We start from the raw sequence: 13049 nt of genomic DNA on the forward strand, positions 1-13049 counted from the left end.
TACACGCCAATCAATTGCGCGCACATCATCACCTGGTTGGTAGTGCCTTACCTCGGCAAATTCCATTCCACGTCCTTTGTGCGGAGCTAAGTATTGCCCCGCATTTGGGTGTTTAACTTTGCGCTTTGGCGATAACTCAAGCAAAGTGGTTTTATTGTGGTAAGTCATTAACTCATTGAGTGAAAGTGCCACACCATTACTTTGTAATTCAGCGAGTTGTGCAGAGTGTGTGTTCATAATAAATGTTAAGGCGCGACCACACGTGCAATAATTTCTGCTAATACATCGTCTTTACTTACCCCATCGGCTTGCGCTTCATAAGACAAAATAATGCGATGACGTAGGACATTAGCAAATACGCTTTGGATATCTTCAGGTGCAACAAAATCACGCCCTGCAAGCCATGCATGGGCACGGGCACAGCGATCCAGTGCAATTGTTGCACGTGGGCTGGCGCCATATTCAATCCAGCGGCCTAGCTCAGGGCTTAATTTTTCAGCCTGTCGCGTTGCAATAATCAGTTGTACAAGATAGCGCTCAAGCGGCTCGGATAAATGTAAAGACAACACTTGTTTACGCGATTCAAACAACGTTTCTTGTGAAATTTGTGGTGCTTTAACCTGTTCTTCAGCAAGCGCTTCGCCACGTGTTAATCGCAAAATGGCTAGCTCATTTTGTGCATCTGGGTAATCAATATTGAGATGCAATAAGAAACGGTCGAGCTGAGCTTCTGGCAGTGGGTAGGTGCCTTCTTGCTCTAGTGGGTTTTGCGTTGCCATTACTAAGAAAAGATCAGGTAATGGATAAGTCTTTTTACCCACGGTAATTTGCCTTTCGGCCATGGCTTCTAACAGTGCTGATTGCACTTTTGCTGGCGCACGGTTAATTTCATCGGCAAGTACAAGGTTATGAAATAACGGACCTGCTTCAAAGACAAACTCACTCGTTTGCTGGCGGTAAATATCTGTTCCTGTGATATCTGCCGGCAATAAATCTGGGGTAAATTGTACGCGTTGAAAATTACCTTCGACACCTTTTGCTAAGGCATTTACCGCACGTGTTTTTGCAAGCCCTGGTGGGCCTTCTACCAATAAATGGCCATCGGCTAAAAGTGCTAATAATAATGCTTGAGTAAGCTGTGGTTGGCCAATGATTTGGCTGTCTAAATAATTTTGTAGCTGAACAAACGCTGATACCGCCATGTTAGTCGCTATCCTTATTGTTTTAATTGGCTTAAATAGTTCTTAACCGCTAGATTATACTTAAGCTGCTTTGTAAGCCAAGCGCTTAAGTTAATAAATGTATCCGAAAAATCGTGTGTAGCTAGGATGGTGTTGGTAAGAAAAAGTTCAAAAAAAAGCTGCACCAAATATGCAGCTTTTATTATGTATTGATTCGGCTTATTTCAAAGGTCGTGTTAAGCGCCTTCGTTGCTGCCTTGCTCTTGCTGTAATTTACGGTATTTTAAACCATCGATTACAAGTTCAAGAATTGGGCGTTTCTCACCATTAAACCAATTGTTTGCGGTACGTTTACTGAGCGCACCTTGGGTTTGGTCAGAAATAGTGTTAGCGGTCCATTGCGTGCCTAGCTCCATTTTAATGTATTGAGTTAGCTTCATAGCGTTCTCCATCTAACGTGATTTTCAATGGGGAAATTGTTACTTCTTTGTTGGTTAAAAAATAGGTACCCAGCGTAATCCTTTGTTTTAATTTGTGATTAAATGTTATTCAGTTAAAAATAAACGAATGTGTTTGAACTACACTTAAGCTTGGCTTGATACGACGCATAATCGAATAGGCGAGTGGCATTGGAAAAACTTACGCTTTGCTATTGGCAAACAAAGATACCTTGTTTAGAATCAATAAACTTGATAACAGGTCAGACCTGTAACCAGAGGAACAACCTATGTCTGAACAAAATATACTAAAAACAACAAAAGGCGACCGTATAGCCGTTGTCAGCGGATTGAGAACTCCATTTGCTAAGCAAGCAACTTACTTCCACCACGTACCTGCATTAGATATGGGTAAGATGGTTGTAAATGAAATGCTTGAACGCATGAATCTTGATAAAAATGAAATCGATCAGCTGGTTTTCGGGCAGGTTGTTCAAATGCCTGAAGCACCAAACATTGCACGTGAAATTGTACTGGGTACTGGCATGCCGGTATCGGTAGATGCATATTCTGTATCACGTGCGTGTGCAACAAGTTTCCAAGCAGTTGCCAACGTTGCCGAATCAATTATTGCCGGTTCTGTAAATGTGGGTATTGCTGGTGGTGCGGACTCATCATCAGTGTTACCGATTGGTGTAAGCAAAAAATTAGCAGGTAGCCTTGTTGATTTAAATAAAGCACGTACCTTTGGTCAACGCTTTAAAATTCTTTCTAAATTACGCCTTAAAGATTTATTGCCAGTTCCGCCTGCAGTTGCTGAATATTCAACGGGTCTTTCAATGGGTCAAACTGCTGAGCAAATGGCGAAAACTCATAATATTAGCCGAGCTGATCAAGATGCAATGGCGCATCGCTCTCACACTCTTGCTGCAAAAGCGTGGAATGATGGCTTACTAACAAATGAAGTAATGACCGCTCATGTGCCACCTTACAAAGGTTTCCTTGACCGCGATAACAACATTCGTGAAAACTCAACGGTTGAAAGCTACGCCAAATTACGTCCGGTATTTGACCGTCAACATGGTTCGGTAACGGCTGCAAACGCAACACCGCTGACTGATGGCGCGGCAGCAGTATTAATGATGAGTGAGTCTAAAGCGAAAGCGTTAGGCTACCCAATTCTAGGCTATATTCGTAGCTTCGCGTTTAGCGCGATTGACGTACATGAAGATATGCTAATGGGTCCTGCACACTCAACACCAATGGCACTTGATAGAGCGGGTATCACGTTACAAGATCTTGATTTAATTGAAATGCACGAAGCATTCGCAGCACAAGCACTGGCCAACATGAAGATGTTTGGCTGTGACAAATTTGCCCAAGAGAAGTTAGGTCGTTCAAAAGCGATTGGTGAAATCGATATGGATAAGTTTAATGTGAACGGTGGTTCACTTGCTTATGGTCACCCATTTGCAGCAACAGGCGCTCGTTTAATTACACAAAGCTTAAATGAATTAAACCGTCGTGGCGGCGGGCTTGCATTAACAACAGCATGTGCTGCAGGTGGTTTAGGTGCAGCATTTGTTCTAGAGGGAGCATAGTATGACAGCTGAACAAGCGAACTCAGTTTTTGATTTTAAAGTGAATGATGACAACATTGCGATCGTCACCATTGACGTTGCAGGGGAGAAGATGAATACCCTGCGCGATAGCTTTGTTGATGATCTTAATGCAGTAATCAAGCAAGGTATTGAAAAAAATATCAAAGGTATGGTGTTTATCAGCGGTAAGCCGGATAACTTTATCGCCGGTGCTGATATCAAAATGCTTGATAACGCTAAGACCCGTGATGATGCGCTGTATTTATCACAAACGTGCCACAGCGTTTTTGCTGATTTAGTTAAACTACCTTTCCCAACCGTTGCAGCAATGAATGGTGCAACACTTGGTGGTGGTTTGGAGTTTGCACTGGCGTGTGACTATCGCGTAGCAAGTGATGCAAGCAATACCAAGTTAGGCTTGCCAGAAGTACAACTTGGTTTATTACCAGGTGGCGGTGGTACGCAGCGTTTACCAAAACTGGTAGGAATTCAAAAAGCACTTGAGTGGATGCTAACGGGTAAACAAGTACGCCCTAAACAAGCTAAAAAAGCCGGTTTGGTTGACGACGTTGTACCTAACAGTGTGTTACTTGATGTTGCGCTTAAGTTTGCTGTGAAAGGCAAACGCAAGAGCATTAAACCTAAGCTAGGTAAAGTCTCTCAATTGCTTGAATCAAACCCATTTGGGCGCAACATTATCTTCAAAAAAGCCACCGAAAATGTTGAAAAGAAAACAGGTGGGCATTACCCAGCACCATTTGCAATCATTAAAGCTGTTCGTGCAGCTGCCGAAATGGCGCCTGCTAAAGGCTATGAAATTGAAGCACAAGGGTTTGCTGATCTGGTAATGAGTAAAGAATCAAAAGCACTGCGCGGTATTTTCTTTGCTACCACTGAAATGAAAAAAGAGTGGAACGAACAATCTCAGCCAACAGAAAATGTAGCTGTGCTAGGCGGCGGTTTAATGGGCGCTGGCATCGCACATGTGAGTGCATGTAAAGCCGGTGCGCGTGTACGTGTTAAAGACATTGCTCAAAAAGGCATTTCAGGCGCACTTAACTATAGCTTTAAGATTTTAGATAAAAAGCAAAAGCGTCGTATTTTATCAAAAGCAGAAGTACAGCTTCAGATGGCTCGTATCACTGGTGGTACTGATTACGCAGGTTTTGAAAATACCGATATCGCCATTGAAGCGGTATTTGAAGATTTAAAACTGAAGCAAAGCATGGTTGCTGATATCGAAGCAAATTGTAATGAAAATACCATTTTTGCATCGAATACATCATCACTGCCTATTGGGCAAATTGCTGAAAATGCTGCGCGTCCTGAAAATGTAATTGGTCTTCACTACTTCTCGCCAGTTGAAAAAATGCCACTAGTGGAAATTATTCCTCACGAGAAAACAGCAAAAGAAACCATTGCGCGCGTTGTTAATTTTGCGCGCAAGCAAGGTAAAACACCGATTGTGGTTAAAGACAAAGCCGGTTTTTATGTAAACCGTATTTTAGCGCCATACGTTAACGAAGCGGCAAATTTATTACTTGCTGGTGAGCCAATTGAGAAAATCGATGCAGCGTTAGTTGAGTTCGGTTTCCCGGTAGGCCCGATGACATTACTTGATGAAGTGGGTATTGATATCGGCTCTAAAATTGCACCAATTCTTGAAAAAGAGCTGGGTGAGCGTTTTAAAGCGCCAGATGCATTCTCACGTTTAATTGATGCAGGTCGTTTAGGTCGTAAAAGTGGACGAGGCTTTTTTGTTTACGATAAGAAAGACAAAAAAGTGGATGAGTCGATTTACGAATTATTGGGCATTAGCAAAAACCCACGTTTAAACAAAGAAGAAATTGCTGAGCGTTGTGTGGCACAAATGCTTAATGAAGCAGCACGTTGTTTAGATGAAGGCATTATCGCAAGTGCCCGTGACGGTGATATCGGTGCAATCTTTGGTATTGGTTTCCCACCATTTTTAGGCGGCCCATTCAGTTATATGGATTCGTTAGGCGCAGGTCATCTCGCATCGCGTTTAGCAACATTTGCAGAGCAAAATAAGCACTTTACACCGTGTGAGCCACTAGTTGCGATGGCTGAAGCAAAAGAGGCGTTTTATACGGAGCAGGCAAGCGTAAGTTAGTCTAATTATTTAGTATAAATTTCACCCTGAAAGCTCAATTAATCATCGATTTTTTGAGCTTTTTTTTATACTATAGCGCCCCTTTTGTTCAATGAGAAAAATGATGTTGTGGTACTTGCTCGCTTTATTGGTCATTAATGGTTATTTGAGTGCAGTTGTTGCAGGGCGCTTTGGTTTAGTTGGTAAACGTTGGGCGATTGCTGGGTTATTAACTGGGCCTGCGGTTTATAGTGTAATCAATGTAAAACAACGAATGTTACTGAGAAAGTCATTAGGCTTTGTTTTCACACGCATCAGCGCATAAACATAAATGAACTGCCTAGCGCTAAAAATTATTGCACTAGGCTAAGTTTGACTTCTTTTTCTATTTCGCGGCGTGGCTGGTGTGCTTTTTTACAATGCTCTAACAAGAACTGCTCAAACTGTTCATGAGACAGTGGTTTAGAGTAAAAGTATCCTTGTACTGTGGCACAATTAAGTTCTTTTAATTTTTCAACTTGGTCTTCGTATTCAACGCCCTCAGCAACCACAGATAAACCGAGGTTATGGGCAATTGTCACGATTGAATCGACCATGTTCTTGCCTTTTTCATTGCCCATATCGTCAATAAAGGCTTTATCTACTTTAAGCGTATTAAGAGGGAATTGTTTAAGATAGGCGAGTGACGAATAACCTGTACCAAAATCATCTATGGCGAGGTGAATACCGCGAGCACTTAAAGTGTTCATAATGCGAATGGCATCTTTTGGATCTTCCATGATAGTGCCTTCAGTGATCTCAAGTTCTAAGTAATACGACGCGAGCCCTTCACGTTTAAGTATTTTATCAATACTACCAATGAGATCCGGCTGCATAAATTGCTTGGCAGAAAGGTTTACAGCAACACGACCATCGAATAAACCACGGTTTATCCAGTCCTTAACGTCTCGACATGCTTTTTCAAGCACAACTTCACCTACTTCTACAATTTGACCGGTTTCTTCCGCAATCGGAATAAATTGCGCAGGGCTTATCAAACCTTTATTCGGTGTAATAAAACGAACCAGCGCTTCCATGCCAACAAGTTCACCGCTGTTAATGTCCATTTTAGGTTGATAGAACACTTTGAAATGATCTTCTTTTAAGCCATAACGAATTAAGTTTTCGATTTGTAGGCGTTTAACAGCTTGGCGGTTCATCGCATCGTTGAAGAAGAGATAACGGTTACCGTGCTGTTTGGCGTGGTACATTGCTGTATCGGCGTTTTTAAGCAGTAACTCAGGTGTATTACCATCTTCTGGGAAAAGCACAATACCGACACTTGAGGTAATTACCAGCTCATGTCCAGACATATGAAACGGCGCTTCAATGAGTGACAAGAAGTTTTTCGCAGCTTGCGTGATAGTATGAATATCATTGGTATTTTGCATCACTAATGCAAACTCATCACCACCTAAACGGTAAAACTGGTCGCGTTCACGAGTGCGCTTAGATAAGCGAGATGCTAAACGGCATAACAAAATATCACCTGCGTGATGGCCTAAACTGTCGTTAATTTTCTTAAAGTTATCTAAATCAAATACCAGTAAAGCATGGCGATTTTTACTGCTCACCAGAGACTTCATATTAGTAAAAAATTGATTTCGATTTGGCAAACCTGTGAGACGGTCGCGATTGGTGAGTTTTTGCAGTGCAATTTCGGTTTGTTTGTTATCTGTTACATCGTTATAAACTGCAATGTGATGGCGTAAATTGTTTTTCGTGTCGTCAATGCGGTCAATTGATAAAGAAAAGAAGGTGTTTTGCTTGTCTTTACTCAGCGTTAGTTCTTTGTGCCAGTGCGGCGTTTTTTGAATTGCTTTATAAAGTTGCTGGGTTTGTTGTTTGTCGTGACTAGGAAGGCGATAGGGCATACCAATATGGTTAGCTGCATTACCACCAAAATAATTTAAATAAGCTTTGTTTACTTCTACGATGGTGAAATTGGCATCAAAAACAACGATAGGATCGGATAAGTTTTCAATACAGTTGGCCAATAAATTAAGTCGTTCTTGAGTTTGCTTGATAGATCCTATGTCTTTTACCGTACCCATCATTCGCATGGGTTTGAGGTTTGCATCGGTTTCTATTACGCGGCCTTTATCAAGTACCCAGCGCCAATTCCCCGTAGCATCTTTCGCGCGATAACTTGCTTCAAAATGGGAAATTTCACCAGACAGGTGTTTTTTAAGAATGTCTTCAACGTTTGCGATATCTAAAGGGTGAATATTGGATTTGTTTGGCGGCATATCAGGCGTATGGTCAATGGCATTAAACAAGCCATCATTAATGCGCTCTAGGCGATGTTCACTTATATGCCAATCCCAAACCGCATCACCACTTGCTAATATACTGTTTTTAAAGCGGTGTTCAGAGCGTTTAAGGGCAATTTGAGATTTTCGTAGGCGCAGCACAGCAACAAGCGCAACCAATAAACTCAATGTAGCGAGCGTTAGTGGTATTAATAGCTTGGAGTCTAGCAATGTGGGTTGGTGTGCATAGCATGCGAAAGCAGTAAACAAACCAGTAAACCCAGCAATTATTTTTATTATTTTATTGGGCATTGGCTTAACATATATAGTACAACCCCCTTACACTAAGGGATTGTTACTAACGTGTCAAAGCTTGTTTATCTGTTTCGGAATTAGTTGCTTGTTTTGCCATCTTTTTTTCGGTTTTTAGCTCCAGACGAGTGCTATTTTCAACAAATAAGCGTTTGGTATAGCTAACTAGTTGCGCCTTACTAAGTTGCAATAACGCTGTTTTTAACTGTGCTTGCATATCAAACTGACCATCACCATTGCCGATTGCGAGCCAAAAACGTTGCGACTTCAAACGCAGGTTTTTATCTTTTTCAACAATTTGCATCATCAAAGCTTGTTTGGCTTGCTCCCAATCATCAGCATCCATGGTGTTCAATTTAAGATGATAATTAGCCAAAAAGCGGTTGCTATGTTCTATAAGGATATCCGAGGTGACCTCGGGTGACTGAATATAAAATGCAATTCCGGCACGGTTATTTAATGGTGCAAATCCAGAGCCTACGAGGTAGCCGAGTTGTTTTTCAGTGCGCATATCATGAAAATAGTCTTGGCTAATTAAATGATTAAGCGCCATCAAGCGGATCTTTTCACTTATTGAATCATTATTGGCTTGAAAATAACTCACAATTGCATGGTCAGGATGCGGTACTTCGTGGGTTTGCATTGCAGGTGCCGCTAATGTGACGATAGGGCGATTTAAATCTGCAATTGTCGTTTTGCCAGAGAGTTTTTGTTGTAACATGGCAACACAACTGTCAGCTTCAGCTGGTGTCCAGTTGCCATGCATTAGCGTTTGACAATGTATTGCTTCAAACAACTGGCTACTAAACTCAATAAATTCACAGAAGCTGATTTGCTCAATTGCTTCAGCTAATTTTAACGGGGTTGGGTTCCATGGTAACAGAGTCGCACTTAGCTCTGAAAATAAAAGGCTTACAGGTTTATTTTGGTTGCCATTTTGCCAATGCCTAACCAGTTGTCGTTGGTATTCATAAAAACGGATAGCATCAAATTTACAATTCAAGAGTTCATCAAGAATTTCATTGATTAGCTCGATTTGATTGCCACTTAACCCCCAAGTATGCAGCGTTAAGCCGCCTTGGTGAGCTGATAATTGGTAATTTATGCCTGCTAATTCCGCAGGATAAAATTGCTCCGCGACTTTATCCATAAATAAGTCAGCAAAAAGCCGCGTCATCGCCATGTTTTTGGTGCTTTCAACCGTTTTTTTACTGTCCAGCGCCAGATAAAAATGGCCTTTGGCTACTCTGAAGGTGGTATCTTGCTTAAACCAAAATTCAAATTCGTTGCTCGATACGCGTTTTTCGGGGGTTTTATGTTTGTGCACAATGTCATGCAACACAACAGGTTTAGCCAAATAGGGGTTCTTTGACGGCAGTGTTAAATCAACAGCACTGGCATCCACTTTTTCAAGAGATGCAAGCCACGGTGATGGTATACTTCTAACACTATAAGGTGTTGCATACCATTTAGCATGAGAGTCTGTCGGCACATTTGGGTGAATGTGAATCAAACGCATGTTTTGGGCATTTAATAGTGCTAGCACCTTATCAAATTGCACGCGCTCAAAGCCCGTCATGATGTAATCACCATAAATCAAATGCTCGTCTGGGTAGTGGTGCATATTGACGCTTAAACTATTAACCCAATCCAGTACACGAGACTTTTCTTGATTGTTAAAAGCAATTTCCATCAAGGCTTTTTTATCGTGATAGAGCTGTTCTAACAAATTATTTTCAGCACGGGCGATCAGTTTTAGATAGCAAAATAGGTATTCAACAATGGCGGTTTTGTGCTTTTCGCCTTCATCGGTTAGTGCGATGCTAATATTAAAATCTTTAAAATTGCTACCATTAATGCCACCACCTGCACTAAGACCGTTGATCCAGCCTGCTTTTTTTAGCAAGGAATACAAAGAACCAACGCCTTCATAGCCAATTAAATGAGCGATAAAACTCACCGTTTTTTCACGATAAAAGTTATCAATACTGGGCAGCGCAAAAGACACAATCAGTTTTTGCATATGCTTGTGTGGCTCAATAAAAATCGACTTTTGCATATGCTCGGGTAAATACAGAGGCTCACTAACGGCTGGTTTTAAATTGTTTGGGTTGCCATTTAAACAACTAAACAGCTGCTTAACTTTAACTTGCATTAGTTCACAAGGCATATTGCTTGAAACCACTAATGTCATATTTTGAGCTTGATATTGCTGAGTGAAAAAGGCGCGAATTTCCTCGCTAATACACTCATTTTGATTACTCAGAGTTTGATGATTGCCTACTGAAAATTTAGCAAACGGATGCGCACTGTTGCACGTTTCTTTGTGTACTTGGTAAATGCGACGCGAATCGTCTTTCAGCTTTAATTTAAATTCTGCATCAATGGCATTGCGCTCTTTTTCGCAAGCAGACGGTAAAATAAGTGGCGCATGAAAAATATCGGCAAATTGCCCTAGTGCTTGTAAAAAGTGGTCGTTAAGTACTTCGAAGAAATAACTTGAATGCTCGGTACCCGTCCACGCATTACAATTACCACCATGGTGAGAAAGAAACTGCGAGAAAGAACCAGGCTCTGGGTATTTTTCCGAACCTAAAAACAGCATATGTTCTAAGAAATGCGCTAAGCCTTGGCGATTAATTGGGTCGTCAAAATGGCCGCAATTTACGGTCAGTGAAGCTGCAGATTTATCGCTGGCACGGTCTTCAATCACAAGGATTTTTAGACCATTGTCCAGTTTTAGGGACTGATAAATTCTGCTATCATTGCTGCTGGTAATCAATGTTTGCTCCGTATCTAAAAAGAAAGAGTTATCGCGTTTAATTGCGATTAGAGTGGATCAGGAAGCAACACAGCTTAACTAAAAAACTACCTGAGTTTTTATTGCTTTAAAGCTAATATAGCGGACATATCATAGATTTGGCTATAGCAAAGTCGTTATTTTTTGTAGATTTCGGATTTTGTTTTAATGAGCATTGTTATGAAGAAAATTTTTATTATGCGTCATGGTCAAGCACAGTCTTTGACTGTGAATGATGAAAGCAGAATGTTGACAGATTTAGGTCGCCTTGAAGCTCAGTCGATGGCTAACAAGTTGCAGCAAGATTGTAAAATTGATGCAATTTTAACAAGTACTTATGTACGTGCAAAGCAAACAGCAGAGATTGTTGCAGCAAAGCAAGAAAACATTCGCTATCAAGATAGTTTTGTTGATTTTATTCCAAGTGGTGATGCAGAGAATGCCGCTGAACTAATTAAAGCAATGGTGAGCTACAAACCTAATTTAAATAATTGGATTTTGGTCGCTCATATGCCAATTGTGAGTTACATCGTTGAGCAATTTTGTCCTGATAATATGCCAATTTTTGCAACAGCTGCGGTCGCAGAAATTCACTACAATGAAGAATCAGGGTTGGCTGAATTAGTTGCTATGCATTTGCCGGATATCGACAAAAAAGCCTCTTAATCAAAAAATGACTCTGTTGAGTCATTTTTTATTAGCTGAAAAACACTAGCGGAAAAACGGATCTTCTGGAATATCCACCAAAATAAGTAACGCGCCACGCCCACCATATTCGAGCGGCGCTTGATGAATAGCCAGTACATCAGGGTGTTGTACTAAATAATGCGGCACTTTGTGTTTTAACACACGTTCACCCACACCCGTCACAATGCATGCACAGCGTAAATGACGCTTTTTACAGGCGCTGATAAGGCCTGCTAATTCCAGCTTTGCCGTTTCTTTATTCATGCCATGCATATCTAAAATAAGCTCAGGAGCAAAGTCACCACGGCGTAGTTGTTTGGCTAAATAGCTATCTGCACCGGGCTTAACAAAGTTAACGGTACCTGATGTGTCTATGTCAGGAATGTATTCATCCGAAAAATAAAACTCAGCATCGAGCTGTTTTACCTTAGTGTTGGTAGTTTGCTCAGGTGCTTTTTGCGCTTTTTTAAAATGAACCGTGTCTTGGCTTATTTTTTTTGAGCCAGACATTTCACTGCGAAAAAGGGCAATGTCATCATCGGATAGTGAGTGATCTTTTTTCATGGCGCGATTGTATCCAAAAATATGTAAAAAACCTAGAGTATTGCGCCTTTAAACCGTTACAATAGTGCTTTTAAACACTAGTGAAACTTGATTATGGAACAGGCATTTTTAGATTCGGCAATGCAAACAGAAGCCGTTACAGAGCTTAATACAATTAACGATTGGTTACGTTGGACGACCAGTCAGTTTGCAGCGTCAGGTATTTTCTTTGGTCACGGTTCAGATAACCCGTGGGATGAAGCAGTACAGTTAATTATGCCAGCACTAAGTTTGCCGATTGATGCGCCAAAAGAGCTTGCAACCAGCAAGCTGACCACGTCTGAAAAAGAAACGCTGGTGGCGTTAATTGCGGCGCGCATTAATGAACGTGTGCCAGTTGCTTACTTAACTAATCAAGCTTATTTCGCTGGCCTACCATTTTATGTTGATGAGCGCGTATTAGTGCCGCGTTCTCCTTTTGCTGAGCTTATCAATAAAAAGTTTGATACTTGGCTCGATCCAGAGCAAGAAGTTACCCGAATTTTAGATATGTGTACAGGTTCGGCATGTATTGCTATTGCTCTAGCACAAGCGTTTGAAAATGCCGAAGTCGATGCGGTTGATATTTCGTTTGATGCATTAGAAGTAGCAGATATTAATATCTCAAATTACCAGTTAAACCATCGTGTTTTCCCAATTCAATCGGATGTGTTTTCTGGCGTGCCAGGGCAGAAATACGATTTAATTGTGGCAAATCCACCGTATGTTGATGCTGAAGACATGAGTGACCTGCCGGACGAATTCCATCACGAACCTGAGCTTGGCCTTGCATCAGGTGAAGACGGCCTTGATGTTACCCGCACATTATTAAATGAAGCAGCAGAGCATCTAACTGATAACGGTTGGTTATTTGTTGAAGTGGGTAATTCTATGGTACATATGGAAGCGCTTTACCCTGGCGTGCCATTTGAGTGGATTGAATTTAAACATGGCGGTTTAGGCGTGTTTGCAATTAATAAACAAGATTTAATTGTGCATTTAGGGTAATTACTAGGGTCTGTTGACCTTTCAAGTTCGTTTTTGC

The 13049-nt window shown here is 41.2% G+C and carries 11 protein-coding genes; 5 read left to right on the forward strand and 6 right to left on the reverse strand.

All coding sequences use genetic code 11. From position 1 onward, the window contains the following. From ON073_RS18545 to ON073_RS18555, 3 genes are all read right to left on the reverse strand, one after another. Positions 1-237 (reverse strand): DUF58 domain-containing protein (locus ON073_RS18545; protein WP_274763369.1); only part of this gene is annotated, 237 nt, incomplete at its 3' end. 8 nt (positions 238-245) lie between these two features. Beyond that, positions 246-1202, reverse strand: a complete 957-nt coding sequence (locus tag ON073_RS18550) for an AAA family ATPase (RefSeq protein ID WP_274763370.1) — start codon at positions 1200-1202, stop codon at positions 246-248. Between the two features lie 215 nt (positions 1203-1417). Beyond that, entirely contained in the window at positions 1418-1621 is a 204-nt protein-coding gene (locus ON073_RS18555; protein WP_274763371.1) for a hypothetical protein, read from the reverse strand. 287 nt (positions 1622-1908) lie between these two features. Here ON073_RS18555 and fadI point away from each other — a divergent pair, with 287 nt between their 5' ends. The 3 genes from fadI (at position 1909) to ON073_RS18570 (ending at position 5657) form a co-directional block, all read left to right on the forward strand. Further along, complete coding sequence (fadI, locus tag ON073_RS18560; RefSeq protein WP_274763372.1) at positions 1909-3219, forward strand: acetyl-CoA C-acyltransferase FadI; 1311 nt, start codon at positions 1909-1911, stop codon at positions 3217-3219. Between the two features lies 1 nt (position 3220). After that, on the forward strand, positions 3221-5353 hold the full coding sequence (gene fadJ / locus ON073_RS18565; protein WP_274763373.1) for a fatty acid oxidation complex subunit alpha FadJ: 2133 nt from the start codon (positions 3221-3223) through the stop codon (positions 5351-5353). A gap of 100 nt (positions 5354-5453) precedes the next feature. Further along, positions 5454-5657 (forward strand): hypothetical protein, encoded by a 204-nt coding sequence (locus tag ON073_RS18570; protein ID WP_274763374.1) that lies wholly within the window; start codon positions 5454-5456, stop codon positions 5655-5657. A gap of 28 nt (positions 5658-5685) precedes the next feature. Here ON073_RS18570 and ON073_RS18575 read toward each other — a convergent pair whose 3' ends face one another. Further along, positions 5686-7935, reverse strand: a complete 2250-nt coding sequence (locus tag ON073_RS18575; protein ID WP_274763375.1) for a sensor domain-containing protein — start codon at positions 7933-7935, stop codon at positions 5686-5688. Positions 7936-7981: 46 nt separating this feature from the next. After that, the gene (locus ON073_RS18580) at positions 7982-10717 is read right to left on the reverse strand and encodes an insulinase family protein (RefSeq protein WP_274763376.1); all 2736 of its coding nucleotides are present in this window, start codon (positions 10715-10717) and stop codon (positions 7982-7984) included. 198 nt (positions 10718-10915) lie between these two features. On the opposite strand from ON073_RS18580, the gene sixA reads away from it, so the two are divergent. Beyond that, entirely contained in the window at positions 10916-11401 is a 486-nt protein-coding gene (gene sixA, locus ON073_RS18585; protein ID WP_274763377.1) for a phosphohistidine phosphatase SixA, read from the forward strand. A gap of 45 nt (positions 11402-11446) precedes the next feature. Here the strand turns inward: sixA and smrB are convergent, their stop codons facing one another. Further along, the gene (smrB, locus tag ON073_RS18590) at positions 11447-11986 is read right to left on the reverse strand and encodes an endonuclease SmrB (RefSeq protein ID WP_010560682.1); all 540 of its coding nucleotides are present in this window, start codon (positions 11984-11986) and stop codon (positions 11447-11449) included. A gap of 93 nt (positions 11987-12079) precedes the next feature. On the opposite strand from smrB, the gene prmB reads away from it, so the two are divergent. Continuing rightward, positions 12080-13012: a 50S ribosomal protein L3 N(5)-glutamine methyltransferase gene (prmB, locus tag ON073_RS18595; RefSeq protein ID WP_274763378.1), complete on the forward strand. Its 933-nt coding sequence runs from the start codon at positions 12080-12082 to the stop codon at positions 13010-13012. The last annotated feature ends 37 nt before the right edge of the window (positions 13013-13049 follow it).

Origin of the sequence: Pseudoalteromonas sp. G4 (assembly GCF_028875915.1) — a bacterium.
GTDB lineage: Bacteria > Pseudomonadota > Gammaproteobacteria > Enterobacterales > Alteromonadaceae > Pseudoalteromonas.

Bases quoted from the DNA above. Each gene is read 5' to 3' on its own strand.
- fadI (WP_274763372.1), top strand. From the start codon at position 1,909: ATGTCTGAACAAAATATACTAAAAACAACAAAAGGCGACCGTATAGCC.
- ON073_RS18555 (WP_274763371.1), bottom strand. From the start codon at position 1,621: ATGAAGCTAACTCAATACATTAAAATGGAGCTAGGCACGCAATGGACC.
- ON073_RS18550 (WP_274763370.1), bottom strand. From the start codon at position 1,202: ATGGCGGTATCAGCGTTTGTTCAGCTACAAAATTATTTAGACAGCCAA.
- smrB (WP_010560682.1), bottom strand. From the start codon at position 11,986: ATGAAAAAAGATCACTCACTATCCGATGATGACATTGCCCTTTTTCGC.
- ON073_RS18570 (WP_274763374.1), top strand. From the start codon at position 5,454: ATGATGTTGTGGTACTTGCTCGCTTTATTGGTCATTAATGGTTATTTG.
- fadJ (WP_274763373.1), top strand. From the start codon at position 3,221: ATGACAGCTGAACAAGCGAACTCAGTTTTTGATTTTAAAGTGAATGAT.
- sixA (WP_274763377.1), top strand. From the start codon at position 10,916: ATGAAGAAAATTTTTATTATGCGTCATGGTCAAGCACAGTCTTTGACT.
- prmB (WP_274763378.1), top strand. From the start codon at position 12,080: ATGGAACAGGCATTTTTAGATTCGGCAATGCAAACAGAAGCCGTTACA.
- ON073_RS18575 (WP_274763375.1), bottom strand. From the start codon at position 7,935: ATGCCCAATAAAATAATAAAAATAATTGCTGGGTTTACTGGTTTGTTT.